17 protein-coding genes are annotated in these 18839 nt (G+C 37.7%); 6 read left to right on the forward strand and 11 right to left on the reverse strand.

Annotated elements, in window-relative coordinates; genetic code table 11:
• The first annotated feature begins 163 nt into the window (after positions 1 to 163).
• Positions 164 to 664, forward strand: a complete 501-nt coding sequence (locus RT761_RS13890; protein ID WP_218112018.1) for a TlpA family protein disulfide reductase — start codon at positions 164 to 166, stop codon at positions 662 to 664.
• On the opposite strand, the gene RT761_RS13895 is transcribed toward RT761_RS13890, so the two are convergent.
• Positions 661 to 1299: a hypothetical protein gene (locus RT761_RS13895; protein WP_218112019.1), complete on the reverse strand. Its 639-nt coding sequence runs from the start codon at positions 1297 to 1299 to the stop codon at positions 661 to 663. The genes RT761_RS13890 and RT761_RS13895 overlap by 4 nt on opposite strands.
• 122 nt (positions 1300 to 1421) lie before the next feature.
• Here RT761_RS13895 and larB point away from each other — a divergent pair, with 122 nt between their 5' ends.
• A complete protein-coding gene (larB, locus tag RT761_RS13900) occupies positions 1422 to 2192 on the forward strand; it encodes a nickel pincer cofactor biosynthesis protein LarB (protein ID WP_218112020.1) in 771 nt (256 codons plus the stop codon).
• A 3-nt stretch (positions 2193 to 2195) separates the two neighbouring features.
• Complete coding sequence (gene larC, locus RT761_RS13905) at positions 2196 to 3407, forward strand: nickel pincer cofactor biosynthesis protein LarC (protein WP_218112021.1); 1212 nt, start codon at positions 2196 to 2198, stop codon at positions 3405 to 3407.
• A 14-nt stretch (positions 3408 to 3421) separates the two neighbouring features.
• On the opposite strand, the gene RT761_RS13910 is transcribed toward larC, so the two are convergent.
• The 7 genes from RT761_RS13910 to RT761_RS13940 form a co-directional block, all read right to left on the reverse strand.
• Positions 3422 to 3625: a hypothetical protein gene (locus RT761_RS13910; RefSeq protein WP_218112022.1), complete on the reverse strand. Its 204-nt coding sequence runs from the start codon at positions 3623 to 3625 to the stop codon at positions 3422 to 3424.
• An 81-nt stretch (positions 3626 to 3706) separates the two neighbouring features.
• Positions 3707 to 4432 carry an ABC transporter ATP-binding protein gene (locus tag RT761_RS13915; protein ID WP_218112023.1) on the reverse strand — a complete coding sequence of 242 codons (726 nt, stop codon included), beginning with the start codon at positions 4430 to 4432 and terminating at the stop codon, positions 3707 to 3709.
• Positions 4432 to 5208 (reverse strand): ABC transporter ATP-binding protein, encoded by a 777-nt coding sequence (locus RT761_RS13920; protein ID WP_218112024.1) that lies wholly within the window; start codon positions 5206 to 5208, stop codon positions 4432 to 4434. Before RT761_RS13920 ends, RT761_RS13915 begins: the two co-directional genes overlap by 1 nt.
• Positions 5198 to 6253 (reverse strand): branched-chain amino acid ABC transporter permease, encoded by a 1056-nt coding sequence (locus tag RT761_RS13925; RefSeq protein ID WP_218112025.1) that lies wholly within the window; start codon positions 6251 to 6253, stop codon positions 5198 to 5200. Before RT761_RS13925 ends, RT761_RS13920 begins: the two co-directional genes overlap by 11 nt.
• A gap of 12 nt (positions 6254 to 6265) precedes the next feature.
• The gene (locus tag RT761_RS13930) at positions 6266 to 7159 is read right to left on the reverse strand and encodes a branched-chain amino acid ABC transporter permease (RefSeq protein ID WP_218112026.1); all 894 of its coding nucleotides are present in this window, start codon (positions 7157 to 7159) and stop codon (positions 6266 to 6268) included.
• A 132-nt stretch (positions 7160 to 7291) separates the two neighbouring features.
• Complete coding sequence (locus RT761_RS13935) at positions 7292 to 8416, reverse strand: ABC transporter substrate-binding protein (RefSeq protein WP_218112027.1); 1125 nt, start codon at positions 8414 to 8416, stop codon at positions 7292 to 7294.
• Positions 8417 to 8562: 146 nt separating this feature from the next.
• Positions 8563 to 9834 carry a uroporphyrinogen decarboxylase family protein gene (locus RT761_RS13940; protein ID WP_218112028.1) on the reverse strand — a complete coding sequence of 424 codons (1272 nt, stop codon included), beginning with the start codon at positions 9832 to 9834 and terminating at the stop codon, positions 8563 to 8565.
• Positions 9835 to 10308: 474 nt separating this feature from the next.
• Here RT761_RS13940 and RT761_RS13945 point away from each other — a divergent pair, with 474 nt between their 5' ends.
• The gene (locus RT761_RS13945) at positions 10309 to 11631 is read left to right on the forward strand and encodes an HD domain-containing phosphohydrolase (RefSeq protein WP_218112029.1); all 1323 of its coding nucleotides are present in this window, start codon (positions 10309 to 10311) and stop codon (positions 11629 to 11631) included.
• On the opposite strand, the gene RT761_RS13950 is transcribed toward RT761_RS13945, so the two are convergent.
• Together RT761_RS13950 and RT761_RS13955 are read right to left on the reverse strand one after the other, a co-directional pair.
• The gene (locus RT761_RS13950; RefSeq protein ID WP_218112030.1) at positions 11616 to 13475 is read right to left on the reverse strand and encodes a hypothetical protein; all 1860 of its coding nucleotides are present in this window, start codon (positions 13473 to 13475) and stop codon (positions 11616 to 11618) included. The genes RT761_RS13945 and RT761_RS13950 overlap by 16 nt on opposite strands.
• Positions 13476 to 13848: 373 nt before the next feature.
• Positions 13849 to 16074, reverse strand: coding sequence for an Ig-like domain-containing protein (locus RT761_RS13955; protein WP_218112031.1), 2226 nt, complete (start codon positions 16072 to 16074; stop codon positions 13849 to 13851).
• A gap of 168 nt (positions 16075 to 16242) precedes the next feature.
• Here RT761_RS13955 and RT761_RS13960 point away from each other — a divergent pair, with 168 nt between their 5' ends.
• Together RT761_RS13960 and RT761_RS13965 are read left to right on the forward strand one after the other, a co-directional pair.
• Positions 16243 to 16587: an encapsulin-associated ferritin-like protein gene (locus RT761_RS13960; protein WP_218112032.1), complete on the forward strand. Its 345-nt coding sequence runs from the start codon at positions 16243 to 16245 to the stop codon at positions 16585 to 16587.
• A gap of 52 nt (positions 16588 to 16639) precedes the next feature.
• A complete protein-coding gene (locus RT761_RS13965) occupies positions 16640 to 17443 on the forward strand; it encodes a family 1 encapsulin nanocompartment shell protein (RefSeq protein WP_218112033.1) in 804 nt (267 codons plus the stop codon).
• 185 nt (positions 17444 to 17628) lie between these two features.
• Here the strand turns inward: RT761_RS13965 and RT761_RS13970 are convergent, their stop codons facing one another.
• The gene (locus RT761_RS13970) at positions 17629 to 18711 is read right to left on the reverse strand and encodes a M15 family metallopeptidase (protein WP_218112034.1); all 1083 of its coding nucleotides are present in this window, start codon (positions 18709 to 18711) and stop codon (positions 17629 to 17631) included.
• Positions 18712 to 18839: the final 128 nt, after the last annotated feature.

Below are 18839 nucleotides of genomic sequence, written 5' to 3' on the forward strand. Positions count from 1 at the left end.
TTCTATCGATGGTATTATGCCGATTTTTAAATAAATACCAATATTTTTCCCCTTAAAGTTGCAGATCTCCTCACGAAAAAGTAAAATATAAACCATGAAAAAAATGCTTTCTTCTTCAAATCTGGTCTTTTGGTTTTTACTGGTATTGTTGGGAACATTTCTTATGAATTCTTCCCAATCGCAAGCAGCGGCATGGCGTGATGTTCCTCCCTTCAGCCTTTACGACTTGGTCGGTCAAGAAATACCTTTTTCGGTTGATGATCAAATGATTGTCGTTCTCTTCTTATCCCCGGAATGTTTTACTTGTGATCGAGAACTATTTGCTGCTCAGCATCTCCAAAAAAACCTTCAATTCCAGTTGGTTCCCATTTGCGTTGGATGCGATTGGCGAGAAGTAAAGCGTATTCTGGAATCTCTAAATTTAGACTTACAGGTATATATGGGTACTGATGATTTAAAGGCAATTTGGGGTTTCTGGGAATTCCCGACCGCCTATTTAGTGGACCAAAATATGAAAATTGTTGAAAAATGGCAGGGTAAAATTACTGTTGAATCCTTAGAAAAAGAAATTCTAAACAATGCTCTTGCCAAAGAAAAAACAAAAAGAAAAAAAGCGGATGGCTCAACTTCTCCATCCGCTTGTAGTGACGGTGTTTGCTACTAATTAGTTTCCCATTCTTGAAGCTCTAAATACAACGATTTCAGCCCTTCATCAAGAGTATCAGAATCCATGATTTCTACGACGAATGGAAGAGGAGCCTCTTTTGAATAGAGCATTCGAACTGCCATTTGTTTATCTTTCAATATCTCCACCCAGTAAGCCTTAAAACCAAAACGTTCTTCTGATGAAGGAACTTGGATGGTTAATTCTTCATCATCTTCTTTTGAAGTCCATAGAAAACCTTCTTTTAACTCTCCACCCATTAAGGTAACCGGCAGCAACATGAACTGAACTGCAAATACTGGCATAACAACTGCCATAGTCATAGGATTAGAGAAAAATAGATTATTAAATAAATTTTGACTATCATTTTTCGATGCTACAAAAGCGTTGGTAAAATGATCTTCCCCCAAAAGAAAATCGATATTCACTTGATACTTATCATCATTTTGGGGTACAACATCAACGGTAAGAGATCCTTCAGTAATACCATTCTTGTCTTCCTGTCGAATAAAATATTTTTGATGCTTTAAACTTTCAAAGTTTATAGCATCATTAAACATGTCCTGAGAAGAAGCAATAAAATGAATAGAAAAAACAAGAATAATAGTTATTAAAAAAATGATCTTGGATTTCATAAATATCTCCTCCCTTTTTCTTTTATTTTAACACGCACTACTTTCCTTATCCTACTATTTCTCAGTTTTTTATTTATTAAGTAAGGTATCCAAGAATGATATAATGTGAAACAGTTTGATTTATGAAGAGGGTGATTCATATTTCAGTTTTTTTTCAAACCTTAGAAAATCTATGGAATCAAAAAATTACCCCTCAAGAAGCAGAGAAACAATTACGTCAGCTTCTCTATGAAGACCTCGACTTCGCAAAAATTGATCATCATCGAGCGTTAAGGAAAGGGTTTCCTGAGGTGGTTTTTTGTCAGGGAAAAACTCAAGATCAAATTATAACTATCCTCAAGAAAATGAGCGAACAATATCCAAATTTATTAGCCACTCGGGTTCAACCTGATCATTTTTTAGCGGTACAGAAGGAGATACCGGATATCCAATATCATCCAACCGCTCGCCTGTTTATCTTAGAACGAAAACCAGCTGAAAAAAAAGGATGTGTTGCCGTAATCAGTGCCGGAACTGCTGATCTTCCGATAGCTGAGGAAGCTGCTGTAACTGCAGAACTTGCTGGAAGTTATATAAATCGGATTTATGATATTGGGATCGCTGGTATTCACCGTCTTTTTTCTCATCTCGATCAATTATGGCAATCCAACGTTATCGTTGCAGTTGCTGGTATGGAGGGTGCTTTACCTGGGGTTGTTTCCGGTATGGTAGGACGGCCAGTGATTGCAGTACCCACCAGTGTTGGTTATGGAGCCCATTTTCAGGGTCTTTCGGCTTTACTAACCATGTTAAATTCATGTTCACCAGGTATTGCCACGGTTAACATTGACAATGGCTTCGGTGCCGGATACCTTGCCCATCTTATTAATCAACTTGCTGAAGGAGAAAAATAAACTATGATTCTTCATTGCGACTGTTTTTCTGGTATTAGCGGTGATATGTTTTTAGGTGGTTTGATAGATTTGGGTTTACCGATTGAATTTCTCCAAGAAGAACTCACCAAATTAAAAATTCCTTTACTCATTCAAGCTGAAAAAGTTACCAAGAGATCGATTCAAGCCACCCAAGTTAAAATAACCGATCCCGAAGAACACCATCATCACGCTCATCACCACGACCACAACCACCACCATCATCGACCAGCCAAAGAGTTGGTTCGTATCCTGCAAGAATCCGATCTCTCTTCTTCTATTAAAGAAAAAAGCATATCCCTGCTATGGAAGATTGCTCAGGCGGAAGGGAATATTCATGGACAAAAACCTGAAGAGGTCTTCCTTCATGAAGTCGGAGGTCTGGATACTATTGTTGATATTACCGGTGCAATAATTGGGCTCAATTATTTTCATATAAAAAAGGTTTTTGCCTCAACTATTCCTACCGGCTTTGGTTTTATCGAAACTGCTCATGGCAAGTTACCTATTCCAGCTCCTGCTACAGTTGAGTTGTTAAAAGGTGTACCCATAAAGTCAGGTCATATTCCCTACGAGCTTACCACACCAACTGGGGCGGCTATAATCTCAGGTATAACCAACGAATTCGTTATTTTTCCTCATATGGTCATTGAAAAAATTGGTTATGGGGCAGGACACCATGATTTTGAAATCCCAAATACCCTTCGACTTTTTTTAGGACATATCCCTGAATATGAACAAACCGAAGAGAATATTCTTATCGAAACCAATCTTGACGATATGTCGCCTCAAATAATTGAATATGTGAGCGATAAACTTTTTGATATTGGCGCGCTTGATGTCTTTACTACTCCAATTTTCATGAAAAAACAACGTCCAGCTATCAAATTGTCGATTATCATCCAGCCCGACTTGTTTGAAAGAGTTAAAAATATCCTTTTTCAAGAAACAACTACCTTAGGATTTCGAGAGTTTCAATTTAAAAAGGTATTTCTTGCTCGTGAAGATCGATTTGTAGAAACGGTTTGGGGGAAAGTTCGGGTAAAAATATCAAAACATCAAAAGGGTTTTAGGATAACCCCAGAATACGAAGAATGTAAAACCATTGCTCAAAAATTCCAAATTCCGCTCCTTGACGTGATTCGTTCCGTTCACCAGGCGGCAATAGAAAATGAACAAAACAACACGACCTATTAAAAAAAGCTAATCAATCAGGATTCATCGCAATGACCTTTACATTTTGTTCCACATTTCTGACAAACTAACCTTTGCACCAGGGTTTCCCGTTCCTTTAAGGTAACAAAGCGCTTGATAACTCTTTTATCCTGTATCCATGCCCATTGACCTATGCGTTCATCTAAAGGAATGTCGCCAAGAACCAACTTTCTTTTGTCTAAATTACCACGCTTAGCCAAGTTGAATCTCTCCTCTATCCAGAATATAGATATTTTTATAATTAATTATTAAGGTACTGATTTATGATATAAATTTTATCCTTAGTCTTCGCCTAAATACGCTTTTCTGACTTTTTCATCAAAGAGTAAGCTTTTTCCTTCCCCACTGGTAGTGATTTTACCAGTTTCCATAACATAGGCAAAATCAGATATTTCTAAGGCAGCCCGAGCATTCTGCTCGATGAGCAAGATGGTGGCTCCTTCCTGATTAATTTTTTTTATTATTTGAAATATTTCTTTCACCAAAAGTGGAGCAAGCCCTAATGATGGTTCGTCCATCATTAACAATTGAGGGCGAGACATGAGAGCCCGGCCAACCGCTAACATCTGTTGTTCCCCACCACTCAGAGTTCCCCCTTTTTGCCATGTTCTTTCTTTCAACCGAGGGAAGATGGAAAAAATCCAATCCATATCATTTTTAATTTGAACCATATCTTTTCTAATATAACACCCAAGTATGAGGTTTTCCATAACGGTAAGGTTCGGGAAGATTCTCCTTCCTTCGGGGACCATAGCGATTCCCATCTCGACAATTCGGTGGGTTGGTAAATCGCCAATTAAGTTATCTTTTAATTTGATAGTTCCTGTCCTCGAGCGTACTAATCCAGAAATTGTTCTCAGTGTTGTACTCTTTCCGGCTCCATTCGCTCCAATTAAAGAAACAATCTTGTTTTTATACACTTCTAAGGATATCCCTTTTAAAGCATGAATCCCACCGTAATAAACATGGAGGTTATCTATTTTTAATAATGGTTGCTCAACATTCATTATCCTTCCACTCCCAAGTAGGCTTCGATTACTTTTGGATTATTACGAATTTCATTCGGTGTCCCTTCGGCAATTTTAATTCCAAAATCCATTACCGCTACTTTTTCACAGATTCCCATGACGACTTTCATATCGTGTTCGATAAGCAGAATGGTTAAATTAAACTCCCTGCGGATTCTCTGGATAAAACTCATGAGGTCCATGGTTTCATGGGGATTCATTCCTGCTGCTGGTTCATCTAATAAAAGAAGCTTGGGATGAGTAGCCAAGGCGCGGGCTATTTCCAACCTTCTTTGCTGGCCGTAGGGTAGGTTTTTGGCTTCCTCCTCCAGATTGAGCAAACCAACTGCTTCTAACAATTGTTTTCCTTCTTCTCTCATGGCCTTTTCTTGACGAATATATCCAGGGGTTTCCCACATGGCACTGAAAAAGGTTTTTTTAAGGTCTTTTTGGAAAGACACTAAAACATTATCTAATACTGATAGGTTGCCAAATAAACGAATATTTTGGAAAGTTCTGGCAATACCAAGAGAAGTGATAGTATGGGGAGGAAGGTGGTTGAGCTCTTGATTCATAAAATCAACCTTCCCTTTAGTAGGAATATACTGACCAGTTATCATATTAAATATTGTTGTTTTCCCAGCTCCATTGGGACCAATTAATCCGGCTAAATCTCCGTCTTGAAGTTGGAAATTAAAATCATTAACAGCAATTAATCCACCGAAAACCATTGTTAATCCTTCTAAAGAGAGAATCGGTTCTATCCTATTGTTCATCTTGTGGTTCCTTTTTCCTGAATAATCTAAAAACCAGATCCCACGATAATTCTTTGGTTCCGAATAACCCTCGTCGATAAAATATCATCATAACGACCAACAACGCAGAGAAGACAACCATTCGCATACCAGGGATACCAGGTATAGTAAACGAACCAATAGTATGAGGAGCCTCGACTTCTCGAAGTATTTCTTGAAGAAAGGCAAAAATAAAAGCAGTAACAACTGAACCGGTAATGCTCCCCAAGCCTCCTAATACAACAATAATCAGCAAATTAAAGGTCATTGCAAAGGTGAATAAAGTTGGAGAAACCGTACTAATTAAAGTAACAAAAAGACCTCCAGCCACACCAGCAAAAAAACCGCTTACGGCAAAGGCCAAAAGCTTCATTCGAAAAGGATTAATGCCCATGGCTTGGGCAGCTATTTCATCCTCCCGAATTGCTTTTAAAGCTCTTCCATAACTGGAATTCACCAGATTCCGAATCAGAAAAACCGTAAGAAAAGCCAATCCACCCGTCCACCATAAATTGGTATATTGTGGAATACCTTTAATGCCCAAAGCGCCGTTGGTTAAGGGGATAAAATTATTCGCTAAAACAAAAATGATCTCACTGAAGCCAAAGGAAGCAATTGCCAAATAATCTCCCCTAAGCCGAAGAGTAGGAAAACCGATGAGAAAAGCTCCCCCGGCTGCAACCAAACCACCAAAGACTAAAGAAAGAATGAAGAGATAGGACGGAAAGGTTATAACACTAAAAGGCCAAATTAAAGGGGTTAAAAAATAAACCTGTATTTTTTGATAAACTGGTAACATTAACAAGGCAACGGTGTACCCACCTAAAGCCATAAATCCATTCGGACCTAAGGAAAATTGACCAGCTATTCCGTTGATCAAATTATAAGCAACAGCAGCAATAACATAGATAAAAGCGGTATTTAATATTCTTACCATATAGGCATTCAGGTAGTTTTGGGCTAACCATAAGCCAAACAATAAGATGACAAAAAGTATTGCTGTTAGAATATAATCTCTTTTCCCCATTTTTTTCCCAAATCACACCTTTTCTTTTAGAGTTTCGCCCATGATTCCGTTTGGTTTAATGATTAAAAATAGAATTAACAAGCCGAAAACAAAGGCATCTTTATACCCGGTCAAGCTCGGGAAAAAAGCTGCTATGAGTATTTCGGCAAGGCCGATAATAAATCCTCCGATCATAGCACCAACGACATTTCCAATTCCACCAACCACCGCAGCGGTAAATGCTTTCCATCCTGGGAAAATACCCATCAATGGGTTAATCTGGGGAAATTTGGCAGCCCACATGACTCCTCCGGCACCAGCTAACGCCGATCCAAGAGCGAAGGTATAAAGAATGATCTGATCGATATTCACACCCATAAGTCGAGTAGTTTCCATATCTTTGGCCACAGCCCGCATGGCCATTCCCACTTTGGTTTTATAGACAATATAAAGCAAGACCAATAAAATACCAATACTAATGATTGGTACCCAAAAGCTCACCCCCTGAATTTTAGCGCCGGCAATAACATAGACGTTTTTCATGAGGTCGGGACGAGGAAACCCTTTCGGTCTGGCTCCTAAAACCACTAAACCTAAATTTTCCAAAAAATAAGACACTCCGACGGCAGTAATTAAGGCCGAAATACGTGGTGCAGACCGGAGGGGACGATAAGCCACTCTTTCAATCGTCATTCCCACTATGGCACACAATACCACGCTAATTATAACTGAAAGCCACCAGGGAAGCATAAATATGGCAATCATATAAAAAGCAAAGTAAGTGCCAAGCATAAAAACATCGCTATGGGCAAAATTAATCAAACTGAGGATGCCATATACCAGTGTATAACCGATTGCCAATAGTGCGTAGAGACTTCCCAGGGAAAATCCATTCATCAATTGCTGAAAAAATTGGGTAAAACTCATTTTTATATCCTCATCATTCAATATAATGAATCAATGTATGCCGATATATTCTACTCAAAAGGTCCCAAGAAAAAAAGGGTTTTAAAAAATAAAAAGGGACAGGGAATGCCTGTCCCTTTTTATTTTTATCTTTTACTTGACTTCGATGGTTCCAAGAAGCTTCGCTTTACCACCTTCAACCTGTTTCACGACAACCGGTTTTAAAGCATCGCCTTTTTCAATGGTTATTTTTCCAGTGGTTACTTCTAAATCTTTGGTATCTTCGATTGCTGCTGCTATTTTTTCTGGTTCAAAAGAGTTGGCACGTTTGATAGCATCAAGAATGATTATATAACAATCAGCTGCCAAAGCTCCGAAAACACCGGGTTCTTTATTAAATTTTGCCCGATAGGCATCGAAGTATTTTTGACCGATCTCGGTTAAAGCTTTTTCGGTATCACCGTGAGCGGTGAAATAAAACCCTTCAACCGCATCGCCACCAATATCAATCAGTTCGGGAGCATCAGAACCATCGCCACCTAAAATCTTTCCCTCATATCCTAAATCACGAGCTTGACGGCAAATAAGCGCAATTTCGGTGTAATAGTTTGGAAGATATATTACATCCGGATTCAAATTCATAATGGTAGTCAACTGCGCTGAAAAATCCTGGTCTCCAGTTTTACAATGTTGAACGGTCAATACTTCTCCTCCTAATTTTTCATAGCCTTCTTTGAAAAAGTTCCCGAGGGCAACACAGTAATCCTGGGCTATATCGGATAGAATTGCCACTGATTTTGCATCTAAATCCTCATAAGCATACTGAGCGGCGGCTACTCCTTGATAAGAATCGATAAAGGTTGCCCGGAATGAATATTTCTTATCCTGGGTAACCAAAGGATTGGTAGAGGTCGCTGAAATCTGGGGTACCATTTTCTCTTCACAAATTGGACCGGCCGATAACATACTTCCACTAATTGCCGGGCCGATTATTGCAACAACTTTTTCTTTGTCAATTAAACGAGTAGCTGCATTAGCCGCTTCTACCTTATCGCTTTTATTGTCAACTAAGACATATTCAACTTGTTTTCCTAGCACTTCGGTTCCGACAATATCCATGATGAGTTCAACGCCCTCATTGATCATTTGACCATAAGCGGCGACTGAACCGGTCATTTCCAAGTTTGCTCCAATTTTAACCGTATCTTGACCAAAAACCGGAATCGAAACTATTAATAGAATTGCTAAAAATATTCCAAAACATGATAATTTCTTCAAAGCAATTTCCCCCTTCTTTAAAATTTTGTATAAAATTATCATCAGAATGAGATTCTTGTCAAGGAAAATATACACAATAAGCCAAAAACATTATTACTTTTTTTAAATACTATCATTTTTTCATGATATGGAATAGAACTTTATATCTAATTCCTAGCACGGTGTTCCTGAATCGCTTCAAATAAAGCCTTTAAATTTTCAACTGGTACTTTTGCTTGAATATTATGCACGGCATTCCAAACAAAACCGCTATTTTTCCCAAAAACTTCTATAAGATACTTCACCTCTTCCCTTACTTCTTCTGGAGACCCAAAAGGCAAAGTTTTCTGGGTATTCACCCCTCCACCCCAAAAGGTAAACCATTTTCCATATTGTTCTTTTAATTGCACCGGTTCCATATTCGCCGCTGAAATCTGTACCGGATTAAGAATATCAAATCCAGCCTCATGAAGATCTGGAAGGAGAGGAGAAATTGAACCACAAGTGTGAATAAAAGTTTTCCACTTTGTATATTGGTGGATCCAATTATTAACCCTTTGGTGAAAAGGCTTGAATAGTTCCCGGTATAAATCTGGAGAAACAAAGAGACCATTTTGCGACCCGAAATCAGCAGCTGATATAACGATAACTTGTATTTTATTTCCAATCGCCTGAAAAACTAATTTTAGGTTTTCTAAGGCAATTTCGGTCATTCGAGCAAAGACGTCTTTAATAAAATCTTTTCTGGTTATAAGAGAAATGTACCACTCTTCAAAGTCCCGTATCCCTTTGGGATCAGGAAGACCGCATCCAGGTATATGAGCGATATCACTCATATTGCTACCCGACACACCTCGAAAGATTATTCCATACTGGGTATCTCGAAAAAGGCGTTCGGCTTCTGATTCATAAAAACGTAAGGTTTCTTCCTGAAGAATCTTATATTCTTCGGTTTGATTTTCCACGGTGAGCTCCGATTCGATAACTTCTTTTTTTCGAATCAAAGGATCATGGTAAAACCCCCCGTTCGGCATACATGCTGATGGTTGAAATTTCTTATCGCCTTTGGGGTATTGAAGGATGTTGCCATTCCTATCAGGGACAGTATTAAATTTTTCTGGAACGAATACCGGTGTTCCGTCAAAAAGTTTCCAAGGTTTCCAATTCTCATTTTTAAAACCAAATGAGTTTCCTACGGTTGGCAAAGATATGGTGTCAATTTCCAGCCGCTTTCTAAGTGCTTCATCTACTTCCCCCAACATGAGGAAAGGATTGACCACCTTTACCGGCTCCTGCGGAGATATCAAACCCAAGGATACTTTCAAAGCGTAAAGGCTACTGACATGAATTCCAGTAATACTGGTACTACCAAGATCGAAAGGTATCCGATCCACTGGCTGATGATTCATTGCTGCTATTAAACGCTCTCGAGAAGTCATGTAATATCACCCCGATAGATTATATCATTCAAAATGAAATAACCTGGTTGCCAACTATTCCTTCCTAACTTTAAAAGAAATTGCTTAAAAGAATAATAAAACATTTAAAAAACAATTTGAATTTAAGAGAAATGAATAAGGTTATTTGGTTAGCTTGGTATTTTTTTTAGTTCACCATTTCAGACAATTGCTGAATATGCTTAAAACTCTATTTAATAATCTTTTAATTCATTATATAATTTTAGAAGAGATTCTATAGGATGGTCGATTAAGAATAGCAAGAAACAAAAAAATGTTATCTTTTATCCAGCATCTTTTACTAGATGCGATGAAAAAAAATTAAAAACCGGATCTAAAAATCGATCCATCAATAAAAAATATTTATTATGCTCTTGACTATTGAGAGATAATAAGAGATTTTAATATTACATTTTTAACTTTTTGGAAGATAATCATAAGGGAGATTCGGACTTAATGGAAATCAAGAGCGATTCCTTCTATTTTCATGAATTGCCCATAGGTTTTTTTGCTATTTATCCTGATGGAAAATTAATTGAAACCAACCAGTACTTCGAAGAAATGTTCCACTTTAAAACCGCTGATACCAATTTTTATCAATTATTTGTATCTCCGGAAGCAAGTCTTGCTTGGCAATCATTATTAGAGAGTAATGATACGCTCACTGGATTTGAGGCTCAATTTTATACATTACAACGGCAATCAAAATGGGTGGAGATAAACACTCGGAAAGTAAAGAACACGTTCAATCAAATATTTTTTTATGTTGGAACCATTCAAGATATTACTAAAAGAAAAAACCTGGAAATGAAAAAAGAAAACCAATCAAACGAATTACTCACCATCCTGAATCAGATTCCTCATTCTCTCTACATCTCCGATCCCGATAGCTATACCCTCTTGTTCGTTAATGAAGCTTTGCAAAAAAAATTGGGTGATGTTGTTGGACAAAAATGTCATCGTGTTCTTCATGGTTTTCAATCTCCTTGTATATTCTGTACCAATCATACCATTTTTGAAAACCAGAATTCCGATACTTTAATTTGGGATTTTTTTAATCAAAATGAAAAAAAATGGTATCGTTGCATTGATAAAGCCATTTCTTGGCCTGATGGTCGAAAAGTTAAATATCAGATGACTATTGATATCACCAAAGAAAAACGGACTGAATTTCAGTTCAATAAGTTATTGGAAAATCTCCAAAATACCTTAGAGGGAACAGTCAGAGCTATTTCAGACATGGTCGAGATTAGAGACCCCTATATAGCCGGCCATCAAAAGCGAGTTGCGCAGCTGTCCTGCGCTATCGCCGAAGAAATGGGTTACTCCAAAGAGAGAATCAATGGATTACGCATTGCTGCTTTACTGCATGATATTGGAAAAATATATCTTCCTCAAGAAATCCTTTGGAAACCTCATGAGCTGACTGATATAGAATTCAATATGATAAAAAATCATCCTGAGGTTGGATACCAAATATTGAACAATATCCATTTTCCCTGGCCGGTTAGTAAAATCATTTTACAGCATCATGAAAAAATTGATGGATCTGGATATCCAAAAGGTTTAACCGGGAAAGATATTTTACCTGAAGCAAGAATCTTAGCCGTTGCCGATACTATCGAAGCCATGATTTCAAATCGTCCCTATCGAGAGCCCTTTCACCTTGAAGAGGCTCTTCGCGAAATCCAACTTCATAAAAACATTTATTATGATTCGGAGATTGTTGACATCTGTCTTTTCCTTTTTACCAAAAAAGAATTTCAATTTGAATCTTGATTCAACCGGTTCTGGTAACGTTGTTGTGCTCTTTCTGAAACCCCCAGAATCAGGGAGTTTTGGCTTTGGTAAGCGATTGGAAATTTTTCTATGAGTTGGAAGATTCTTTCCCCGTATTTAGCCTTTTCATAAGAACTTAAAAAAATATAATCGATCTGATATTTTTTTATTATGTGGTCAAAATTTTCAGAAACTGAAAAAAGTTCCTTCACGTCCTCCATTCTTTTTGCATAGTCAATCCCATGCGACCATAACCAACCTTCGTATCCCATGACAATATTTCTCCCGGCTAATGCTGATATAGGATTATTATGAAAGTCAGAAGACAGAAAGAGAGAATCCACCGGTGTATGGTGCTGGACAAATTCGGCAATTTTTAAATCATTACTCGTAAAAAGCCGAATTGAAGAAATTGCCTCCCGTATCAAGCTAAACGTGCCAGAAAGGATGCAAACACCAACTACTATTCCAACAAAAAGAGCTTTCAATGATTTTTTAGGTATTTTTTGAGCTACCTGTTCGAGGTAGTTGGCTACTAGAATAACGCTAAACATATACCATACAAAAAATATTTTAATATTATCCCATTCCCAAGGTTGGAAAATGACCACCTCGGCCAAAATAAAAAGAATAATGGCCGGAAGATAAAAAGATTTTAATCGATTTTTGGGTGAAAAAAGCGCCAACAAAAGAAGAATGAAAAACAAACCGGTATTTTTTATCCAAAACCACGGCCAGAAATCAGTTTTGCTCGTCCATCCCGGCATCAATCGAAGGTATCCTCCCGAAACCGACTGTGGAAAAGTCCAATAAAACAGCTGAGGGAAGGATAATAAAATTATCGGGAGAATCGATATCATCCAATTTAAAAGGTAATTTCCTTTCTTTTCCGTTTTCAGCAGGAAATAGATAAACCAAACTATAGCAACAATCATAAAGGTTAAAAATGAATGGGTATGAATCATGGGCAGCAAACCCGCTATCAATCCACTGAAAAAAAAGTATTTTCTTTGTGAAGTATTAATCGCACGATAGAGACTCCACAAAGCCAATAATAAAAAAGCCCAGCCTCCCAAGGTGGTTCTTTGTGGTATCAGTAAATCACAAATAACATTTGACCAGATAATATTCTGATCAAAAAGATGGGTTGGTGAATTTACAACTTCAGAAAAGATAGATGATAAATTTTTAGGAAAATAATAGAAAAAACCGAGACCTCCATTGATAAAAAAAAGCAGTGTCGCAATAACTGTACTACTCCATTTTTTCAGAACTTCTTGGGCAAAAACTACAAAACTGGTCAGAAGAAGGACAGCCATTGACATACTGGATAACAATAAAGAATGACGCAGTGGTATTCCTAAAAGATAAAGACTGGAAGTAAATGAATCAACTAAAAAAGGGTATCCCATCCGTATTCCGGGAAAGATCGAATACTGGGGTGGAAAAACCTGTTGTTCTTTAAGGCTGGTGATAATACCAAGATGAAAAGGTAAATCACCATAAGCATTGCCTCCACAATAAAGACCATCTTGCCCGGGAAGCAAATAATGAGTGTAAAAAAGATAAATAAAATAAATAGAAAAAGGAATGATCAGCCAAAAAATTCTCGTATCATAATCGATAAACAATAGGGGTTGATTCTTTGATTTGGGATAAAATAAAAACCAAAATATTGAAAAACCTACCATAATAATTAAGGCAATCATATGGGTAAAAAATGTAAAACCAGTAAAAAAAGCAAGGGGGATGACCAGCCACATCATACCCAGCAGACCAATCAAACCACCAATCCAGATCCTTAGAACTCCTGGTAGTTCATAAAATGTTTTATAAGCTATCAAAATCCCTAGCACAAAAAAGCATATGAAATAAAAATATCCCATCATTATTAATCCCTTCTATTGCTCTAATCTATTCTGAAAACCCACGGGCATAATTAATCAAGCCCTTACAAAAGATTAAAAAGTTGCAGGGGCATAATGTATTGTACCCATTCTTTAATTAATGTAGCGACATGCCATGGCATGTCGAACCTTGGGCTTTCACCCTCATCCTCACCTTCTCTCATCAAGAGAGAAGGAACTTTGAATACTTTTGTTCTTTTTTCCCTCGCCCCTTGGTGGGAGAGGGTTAGGGTGAGGGGGCAACTTATTTTCATCCTCATCTGGTACAACGAAAATAGCATTAGAGGTCTATTCTAAAAACCAAAACGACTTAAGGTCGATTTTCTACATAACTTCCCGGTATGATTTGATCGTTTTTGCACTCAAACTCTGCCCAAAGCTTCCCATTTTCATACCATTTTTTCCAAGAACCTTCTTTCCTGTCATTTTGATAATGACCTTCTGATTCCTTATTTCCATTTCGATAGTTTTTTACCCATAAACCAATTTTTTCGTCATTTTGATAAGTCCCTTTTTGACCGATTACTCCATTGTCATACCAAGAAACCCACACACCGACTTTTTTCCCATTCTGGTACTCTCCTTCACTTTTCTTCTTTCCGTTTTCATACCAACTGGTTTCCAAACCGTTTTTTACTTGAGTCCCATCGGGACGAACAAAATAAGTGTATTGAACTTTGAGTTTACCGTTTGTAAATTTTTCTCGATGGGTAAAAGTTTTATCTTGAGATTGGTTTGAATTTTTGGCTGAAGGTACCAATGGGTCCTGAATAATCTCAACCTTTATTTTTTTCAAAGCAATCATCTGCCCATTATTCCGGTTGAAAGCTTTTACAGTTACTTCATATGGTCCTGGTCGAGTAAAAGCATGAGACATTTCACCTTGTGAACTATCCTGAATTTTTGATCCATCTCCGAAATTCCACTGAAATTTAATATTCTTAATCGAAGCTGGAACTTTATCAAGAATCGCCTTAAAAGCGTATTCTTTCCCAACCTTCCCATTCAGTAAAGAAGTTGGTTCAACAACCATATCCGCCAAATCAACCTGAACTGGTAGGCTAGGAGGAATTGGGGTTTGAGTTTCGGTAATATCTGAAGAACCATCGCTCTCACTTCCTACTAAATAAAACATTCCATTTAAAACTGTCCCAGGAAGAATTGTCTGATTTTGATCGAACAATTTTAATTTTTCAAGAATTAGCTCTGATTGAAAGGGAGTTTTCTCCCGACTTATTACTCGAAATTGCAATGTTGCTATCGAGCCTCTTTCTTTAATTAGTTTTCTTCCGTTCGTTTGGGTAATATCCAATCTGACTTGACCAACGTCTTCGATTTCTGCTTGAGTAAGCCAGTTAGTATTAATTTCTCCAGATGATATTCCTAAAAAATCAAGAAGATTTGGCTCAAATATCAACAGCGTTTCTATATGGGTAACTTTTTGAGATCCATTAAAATAAATTGGTATGTTTATAATTTCTTGGGATTTCCCCCCGATGAAAGGAAGAGACACGGTCGACATTGGTGGTGGACCCATGGTTGTAAAGGTAAAAATTAAATTATCAGTCAATGAATTCCCATACATGTCCATTAAAGATTGTTGAGGCAAAATAGCCTGATAAGTTGTTTTTGCTTCCAAATTCAAACCAGGTTTTATAAATAAAACAGTACCCAGTATTTCAACATCACATTGAACTGGTTTCAGAAGCTGGTCGGTTAAAGCAATGGTTTGAAAAGTTGGACCAGATTGAATTGGTTCATCAAAATGAATTTCGATTTGAACATTCATAGAAACTTCTACAGCCCCAGTACGGGGATGGATTGACACCACTTGAGGTGGATTGGTATCGGCAGGAGGAGGCGAAAACTCAGGAAAGGGTGATTCGGATGGAGAAAGAGGGGGAAGTTCATCCTTTTCCCCCACATTAACGGGAAAGGAAGATATTTCTGAGAGAGTTGGAATCGGAGTCGGGGTAAGAATGGGAATATTGGTCGTAATTTGACCAATTCCCGGTAGTTTGGAAAGAGACGTTTCATTTATATCCTGGTCAGGAAAGGAAGGAAGTTCGTCAACAGGATTCTCCGATTTCAATTTATCACCGCTAGAATCCAAAGGCATAATTGACTCTTTGACTACATTAATAGAATCGCTTACCGCTACTTCCGGATAGCTATCATCATCGCTGGGATATAAGCGAAAATTAAAAATTCCTTCAACATCAGGAGCAATAAAGGAAAGCTTCCCTTGACTGGTGTTTTTTAAATGTCGATAGTCAAGATCGTTTTCGTCGGCAAGTTTTTGGTTACCCAAAGGAATATCAGCAGGAATCAAACCTATCCAAGCATCTGAACTCCAATCGGAAGAAGCGGTATAATTTACTATTATCTCTTGTCCAGGCTTCACTTCTGTTTCTGTCACTGTAATGTTAAATTGTTGAGACTCATCTAAAGAAAAAACTGCACTTCCTCCAAACAAAACTCCGATAGTAAGAATAATTCCGATAATCCACCAACTGTTCAAACCGTTTTTTTTCATATTCATTTCCTTCCTTTTTATTCGATTCATTGCCCGTCTCTCTATTAAAAAATTCAAAGAACAAAATTTGAACACAAGCAAGATCACAGTTACTATGATACCAATCAATTTGCGTATGAAAAAGTATATAATAGAATTATTGTATGATTGATAAGGAGGTGTTCAATTTTGACCAATTATATTGAACCTGTGGAAGAACTCTCGAATGCAGACCGAGATATCCATCGAGCTCTCAATAGTTTAAAAGAAGAAATTGAAGCTATTGATTGGTATCACCAAAGGGCTGCCGTAACCTCGGAGCTAGAAATGAAAACCATACTTATTCATAATCTGGAAGAAGAAATTGAGCATGCCAGCATGATTTTAGAATGGTTGCGGAGAAATATGGAAGGATGGAATGAGAATTTAAAAACCTATTTATTTACCACTGAACCAATCGGAGAAATTGAAACTTCGGAAAAATCTGCTGAACCCGAAAAGTCAGGTGATTTGGGGATTGGTAACCTGAAATAGTCCTTCTGAAAAAGGACTGAAAATTATTTCGACAATTATCAAGGAGGTAACTATGGATATTTTAAAAAGAAATTTTGCGCCAATAACCGATCAAGCCTGGCAGGAAATTGATCGTCAAGCAAAAAAAGTCTTTCACAATCAACTTACCGCCCGTCATTTTGTTGATGTTATTGGCCCAAAGGGGTGGGATTACGCTGGGGTTGGATTGGGAAGGCTTAACGTCCCTGAAAACCAAAGAGAAGGAGATGTCAGATTTGGGATACATATGGTTCAACCGCTCGTTGAAATTCGAACCTCATTTCAACTGGATCTGTGGGAATTAGACAATATTAACCGAGGAGCAGTTGATGTTGACTTCACTCCTTTAATAGACGCTGCCAAGCAAACTGCTCTTTTTGAAGAGAAAATCATATATCATGGTTTTGAGCCTGGAGATATTGATGGTATTTTACCAGTCTTAGAGTACGAACCTCTTCCCTTTTCTCATGATCCAGGAGAATTTTTTGGAACCGCCATCGAAGCTACCACTATATTAAACGATGCCTCAGTAGGGGGTCCTTATGTGCTACTTATAAATCCACTTCTCTGGGCAGATTTAGCAGGGATTAAAAGCGGTTATCCACTCAATAAGGCAATTGAAAATACCGTTAAAGCTAAAATTATCCCGGTTCCAATATTAGAGGACGCACTTATCACTTCCACTCGAGGAGGAGATTTTGAGCTCACTCTTGGACAAGATCTGTCAATTGGATATGAAAACCATGACGATAAATATGTCAACTTATTTTTTACCGAGTCTTTTACTTTCCGTGTGCTTGATCCATCAGTTTTTGTTCGTTTAACCTTAAGTGATTAATTCACCCTTTCAGGATCATTCTATTTTTAAATATAAATAAAAAAACCAACTCGGAGAACCGATTTGCCGGGTCTGATAATCGTCATCAAGAAACAAAAAAGGGCGCAAAAATTACGCCCTTTTTTGTTTTCAACCGTATTTGTCATTTTAATTGATTCAATGAGGTAAATATCTTGACCCCCTGGTTAACGAATATCTTCAAATAAAATATTTATTATTGGATACTTGTTACTGTCTTTATAATCAAAATGCCACCATTCATCCTCATACACTTCAAATCCTTCTGCTTCTAAGGCTTGCCGAAGGATTTCCCGAAACCATCTCTGTCGACTGGTTCCCCCTGGATAGGTGACAAAAGATCGTTCTGAAAATTCATCAAAATCACCACCAAAGAAGATCGGCTCCTTGCTTTCAATATCATATAAGCCAACATCAACTGCACCTCCTCGATTGTGACGGGATCCGGCTTTCGGATCAGCAACGAAATTTCTCAATGATATTGGAGTTGCGTCCCAAAACATCTTGGTTACATACCAGGGACGATAGGCATCAAAAACTATTAAACCATAACCAATTGCTCGAAGCTTTTTATGGGCTTTCACCAAAGCTTCAGCAACTGGCCGTTGTAAAAAGGCTCGGGGTTGAGAATACAAAGGGATTCCCATAAAATTGTTCTCGGTTGCATAGCGGATATCAAGTTTTAGGTTTTTATCAAGCTTGATTAATTCGACCAAATCCACTTTTAAAAACTCACCTTTTTCGATTGGAGGATTGGTCTTTAACGCCTCGGATCTCAGTTCTTCCAGTGATTTCACTGATTGAATTTTAAAAACTTTTCCCTTCTCTGGACCGTAAAATTGTCTTTGATACTCTTTTTTTCCAGCATTGATAGTGATTGCAAAGCCATCCTGATCGCGAATAATGCGAAACTTTCTCACTCCCAATTCATTCACCGGTGGCAATTGAAAGATATCGGATTCAATTTCTTTTAAAGGAACGATTTCGTAGGTTTTTTCTTGAAAAACCAGACTCTCAGTTTTTCGTTGAGTTTCAACGAGTGGAAATAAGATTTCCAATCTTCCTTGGTTTTCTCTTAAATAAAAGGTATTTCCATCTTGAGGAGATAAAGAATAAGTCCCAATTAACCCCGTCCAATGGGATGGTTCAGCAGGAGGTGGCTCAAGCTGTTGGGCAAAGCCAACTTGAATAGCGAGAAAAATGAAAATAAGACTTATTAAAAGAATTCCCTTTGATTTAAATCTCATCATCAACATCCTTTCTTTTTTTTATTTCCTCATTGAGGGAGATTTATAGGGGATAGGCCCTACTCATTTTTGTTTGATCCTATAATTACTGGATATACCCTCATGCCCCTTTGGTGACCCCAGATAAGGAT

It is taken from the genome of Atribacter laminatus, from assembly GCF_015775515.1.
Lineage (GTDB): Bacteria > Atribacterota > Atribacteria > Atribacterales > Atribacteraceae > Atribacter > Atribacter laminatus.